This window comes from Streptomyces alkaliterrae (assembly GCF_007097205.2).
GTDB classification, from domain to species: Bacteria; Actinomycetota; Actinomycetes; order Streptomycetales; family Streptomycetaceae; genus Streptomyces; species Streptomyces alkaliterrae.
This window is the reverse complement of the sequence record NZ_VJYK02000389.1, coordinates 1-4,338: the sequence shown is the minus strand read 5'-3', so window position 1 is coordinate 4,338 and position 4,338 is coordinate 1. Positions and strand designations below refer to the sequence as shown.

Genomic DNA, 4,338 nt, shown 5'->3' with positions numbered 1-4,338 from the left:
GTGTATAAGAGACAGCCCGCCCGCCGTCCGCCAGCGGCGCCCGCCGGGCTCAGCGGTACCTGCGGGCGAGGGCGAGCGAGGCCAGCGGCACGGAGACGGCCAGCAGCCCCACGCACCAGGCGAGGGCGATCCAGGGCGCGGAGCCGGCCGGGGTTCCCAGCAGCAGCGCCCGCAGTGACTCGATCACCGGGGTCGCCGGTTGGTGTTCGGCGAAGCCGTGCAGCCAACCCGGCATGGTCTCCACCGGGACGAAGGCGCTGCTCGGATAGGGCAGGAAGAGAGCGAAGAAGCCGAAGGCCCCGGCCGCCTCCGGCGTGCTCACCAGCGCGCCGACCACCGCTGCCAACCAGCTCAGCGCCAGCACATAGCACAGCAGCACCGCGAGAGCGGCGAGCGTCGCGCCCACCGAGGCGCGCGGCCGGAAGCCCAGCAGCAGAGCCACCAGCACCACCGCGGTCGTGGCGGCCGCGTTCCTGGCCAGGCTCGCGACGACGTGACCGCACACCAGCGCGCTGCCGCCGGCGTCCATGGCGCGGAACCGGTCGACGACCCCGCTTCCCAGGTCGCCGTTGAGCGTGGTGGCGGTCAGCGCGGCGCCGTACCCGGAGCACAGGACCAGTACACCCGGCACGACGTACGTCACGTACGAGGTGCCGGTGTTGATGGCCCCGCCGAAGAGGTACACAAAAACGAGCATCAACAGGACCGGCAGGGCGAGCGACATCAGCAGTGCGTCCAGGTTGCGGGCGCTCAGCCGTACGCAGCGGCCGGTGAGCGTGGCCACACGTGTCAGCGGTCCGGCGATCGGCGCCGACCGGGGGTCGGCGGGCCGGGCGGTGTGGACGGTCACGAGGGCGGGGCTAGGCGGCATGGCCGGTCTCCTTGGGGTGGGTGTCGACGGGCTGCGCGTCGCGGCCGGTGAGGCTGAGGAAGACGTCGTCCAGGGAGGCGTCGAGGATGTGGAAGCGGACGACAAGCTCGGCCGTCGGGTCGAGGCGGTCGAGCAGGGCGCGTACTTCCGCGGCGGCCCCGTCGGTGGCCACGGACAGCCGTAGGCCGGGCGGGTCGTCGTGGAGCGGGGCGACGCGGAGCCGTCGGCGCAACTCCTCGTGCGCCGCCGGTGAGGCGGCCGTGAGTTCCAGCCGACGGGCCGCGACCCGGTGCTTGAGCTCCGCCGGGCTGCCCTCGGCGACGATCCGGCCGCGGTCGAGCAGGGTGACGCGCTCGGCGAGCCGATCGGCCTCCTCGAGGTACTGGGTCGTGAGGAAGACGGTGACGCCCTGGCGGGCCAGCTCGGCGACCGTCTCCCAGGTGGTGCGACGGCTGCGCGGATCAAGCCCGGTGGTGGGCTCGTCGAGGAACAGCACCTGCGGCCGGCCTCCGACAAGGGCGGCGGCGATGTCCAGCCGCCGCCGCATCCCTCCGGAGTAGACGGCCACCGGGCGGTCCGCGGCCCCCCGGAGGTCGAAGGACGCAAGGAGCTCGGCGGCGCGCTCGCGCGCCGTCCGGCGTCCCAGTCCCCGCAGCCGGCCGATCGTCCACAGGTTCTCCCGACCGCTCTGCGCCTCGTCGAGCGCCGCGTACTGTCCGGTGACGCTGATCCGGCGGCGCACCGCCGAACGCTCCCGCCGCACGTCGTGACCGGCGACGCGCACCACACCGCCGTCCGGGGCGCTGAGCGTGCTGAGCACCCGGACGGTGGTCGTCTTGCCGGCGCCGTTGGGGCCGAGCAGCGCGTGTACGCCGCCGGTCGGCACCCGCAGGTCGATCCCTTTCAGTACGTGGGTGTCGCCGAAGGACTTCAGCAACCCGGCGACCTCGATCGCCAGCTCCTCGGACATGGGCGTCCCCTCCTCGCCTGGTTGTTTATAGCGTACGCGAGTGTGTTTATGACATACACATCGCTGCTGATGTTATACACGGTCTATGGAAGGCAACAGTGAGAACGCCTGGGGGATCCCGCCCGCGGTCGCCAGGGCCTGGGGTGTCGGACAGGAGGCCTCCACGGCGCCGCGACGGGGGCTGAGTCTGGAACGCATCGTGCGGGCGGGCATCGACTGCGCGGCCACCGAGGGGATCGGCGCGGTCTCGATGAGCCGGGTCGCCGCCGTGCTCGGCGTCTCCGCGATGGCCCTCTACCGGTACGTCGGCGCGAAGAACGAACTGCTGCTCCTGATGGAGGACGCCGCCGTCGGCCCGCCGCCGAAGGAGCTGGCCGAGCCCGCCGACTGGCGCACCGGACTCGCGGACTGGGCACGTGCCTACCGCCGGGTGCTGCACGACAACCTGTGGGTGCTCGCCGTGCCGGTCAGCTCGCCGCCCGCCACGCCCAACTCGGTCATCTGGATGGAGTACGGCCTGCGCGCGATGCGGGACAGCGGGCTGGGCGCCGGGGAGCGACTGGGGGTGCTGACCCTGCTGAGCGAGTACGTGCGCGGCGAGGCGACGGTCGCCGCCGACCTGGCCGCGGCGGCCCGCGAGGCCGGACTCGGCCCCGACCAGATGAACGCCGCCTACGGCCGGCTGCTGGCCGGGCTCGCCGACCGCGAGCGCTTCCCCGAGGTGAACGCGGTCCTCGACTCGGGCGTGCTGGCCGCGGGCGGAGACGGCGAGGCGCCGAGTGAGGCGGGCGAGGACTTCGACTTCGGCCTGGAGCGGGTGCTCGACGGTGTCGCCGCTCTGATCGCGAAGGAGTGCGCCGATGTCTGAGTACCCGCGGCCGCCCGAGCGGCGGCCTCGCCGGGACCGGGACGAGGCGGGGCGGGCCCGCAACGCCCGGCCGCGTGACGGGCTCGGGCGTCCGCTGCCCTACGGCGCACCCGGTGTGGCGCGGCAGCCGGAGGGTGTGCCGCGGACACCGGCGCAGGCGCTCGCCGAGGCCCAGCGGCTGCTCGACGACGGCATGCCGTTCCATGCGCACGAGGTGCTGGAAGACGCGTGGAAGAGTCGCCCCGCCGCCGAGGAGCCGCTGTGGCGGGGGCTGGCCCAACTCGCCGTCGGCATCACCCACGCGGCTCGCGGAAACGCCACCGGCGCGCGCAGCCTGCTGCGTCGCGGGGCGGCCAACCTGGGCCGCAGCGCACCGGACGCGCGCCACGGCGTGGACGTCGAAGAGCTGCTGCGCTGGTCCGAACGCCTGGCGGACGGCCCGGAGTTGGCGACCGGGCCGCCGCGCGCCGCCGATCTGGCCCCGCGCATCACCGCGCGCGGAAGCTGAGAGCCAAAACCGGAAGGAGAGGGGTGGGCGCCATGCACCCGAGCGTTGCGAGAAGGTTGCGGTGACGGACAGTCCCCGCGGATGCTGTTTCTGTGTGGAGCCGGGCACGCGGCGCTGAGCTGGGCTGTTCCCGATTCGGCCGGATGGGAGTCCCTGGCGGTTGTGCAACTCGCCCAGGTTGTCGGCCACTTCCTGGGCGTGGCGCCCAGCGGAGTTGCACCGCCTCCGGCTACCGTCCAGTCGATTGTTCGGTCTGATCGTCAACTCGCGCGTGAGCCCGCGCACTTCACCGGGGCCGACCTCCCGGGCGAGGGGCGCGGAGCAAAGCCGCGCAGCACAGAGGTCGTTAAGCACTCAACATACAACCGCGTGGGCCGACTGGGAAGGGGGTGCGGGAGGGTGGCCGTCTACCGGACTCACGCTCTGCCCGGTGCCGACACATGAACCATTCCACCGAAGTTCCCTGGCTCGTGCGCTACGGCGACGATGCGCCCGACGGCCTGGCCGGCTACACCGGCGACGTCGTACAGGCCCCCCGCGCCACCGCGATGGACTCCCTCCAGGACATGCGAAGAGGCGGCCTGCGGGTGGGCGCGGTACTGGTCTGCCTGGTCCACGAACTCGTCCAGATACCCATCACCCCCGGAGAGGGCCCCTGGCACTGGCCGCCCAGCAGGACCCTCTGCCACCCCCGTATCACCCGGTGCAGCACCGCCGACGGCAGCGAGATGGGCTACCGTCCCTGTCTGGGTCGGTTCTGGCTACTCCCGCACGACACCTCGGAGTTGCTGACTGACGGTGCCGTGCTCTATGACGTTCTGTGCACGGTCCGTTCCCGGCGTCGGCTGGGCTCGGCCGCGCGTCGGGCCGGTCGGCGGCGGATCGGCCCCGAGCCACGGCAGGCGTCCGGAGGACTCTACGAGGACTGGCTCGCGTGACCGTCCGGGCCCGGCCGGGGCCATGACTCGCACAGGGGGAGCGCATGCGGATAGGCGTCCGGCTGGACACCCGGGGCACCTACGGAGCGCTGGTCGAGGAGGCCCGGGTGCTGCACGCGCGGGACGCCGCGGAAGCCGCCGGCGCGCACCGGCCCGAGGACCGGCCCCCCGCCGCCCCGCCCC

5 protein-coding genes are annotated in these 4,338 nt (G+C 73.3%); 3 read left to right on the top strand and 2 right to left on the bottom strand.

Features of this window, described 5'->3' with window-relative positions; translation table 11 throughout:
* Nucleotides 1-49 precede the first annotated feature (49 nt).
* Nucleotides 50-793, bottom strand: a complete 744-nt coding sequence (locus FNX44_RS24305; protein ID WP_143651105.1) for an ABC transporter permease — start codon at nucleotides 791-793, stop codon at nucleotides 50-52.
* A gap of 67 nt (nucleotides 794-860) precedes the next feature.
* Nucleotides 861-1,841 carry an ATP-binding cassette domain-containing protein gene (locus tag FNX44_RS24300; RefSeq protein ID WP_143651103.1) on the bottom strand — a complete coding sequence of 327 codons (981 nt, stop codon included), beginning with the start codon at nucleotides 1,839-1,841 and terminating at the stop codon, nucleotides 861-863.
* A gap of 85 nt (nucleotides 1,842-1,926) precedes the next feature.
* Here FNX44_RS24300 and FNX44_RS24295 point away from each other — a divergent pair, with 85 nt between their 5' ends.
* The 3 genes from FNX44_RS24295 (at nucleotide 1,927) to FNX44_RS24285 (ending at nucleotide 4,155) form a co-directional block, all read left to right on the top strand.
* Nucleotides 1,927-2,709 carry a TetR/AcrR family transcriptional regulator gene (locus tag FNX44_RS24295; RefSeq protein ID WP_143651101.1) on the top strand — a complete coding sequence of 261 codons (783 nt, stop codon included), beginning with the start codon at nucleotides 1,927-1,929 and terminating at the stop codon, nucleotides 2,707-2,709.
* Nucleotides 2,702-3,217, top strand: a complete 516-nt coding sequence (locus tag FNX44_RS24290) for a DUF309 domain-containing protein (RefSeq protein ID WP_143651099.1) — start codon at nucleotides 2,702-2,704, stop codon at nucleotides 3,215-3,217. Before FNX44_RS24295 ends, FNX44_RS24290 begins: the two co-directional genes overlap by 8 nt.
* A 440-nt stretch (nucleotides 3,218-3,657) precedes the next feature.
* Nucleotides 3,658-4,155 carry a hypothetical protein gene (locus tag FNX44_RS24285; protein ID WP_143651098.1) on the top strand — a complete coding sequence of 166 codons (498 nt, stop codon included), beginning with the start codon at nucleotides 3,658-3,660 and terminating at the stop codon, nucleotides 4,153-4,155.
* The last annotated feature ends 183 nt before the right edge of the window (nucleotides 4,156-4,338 follow it).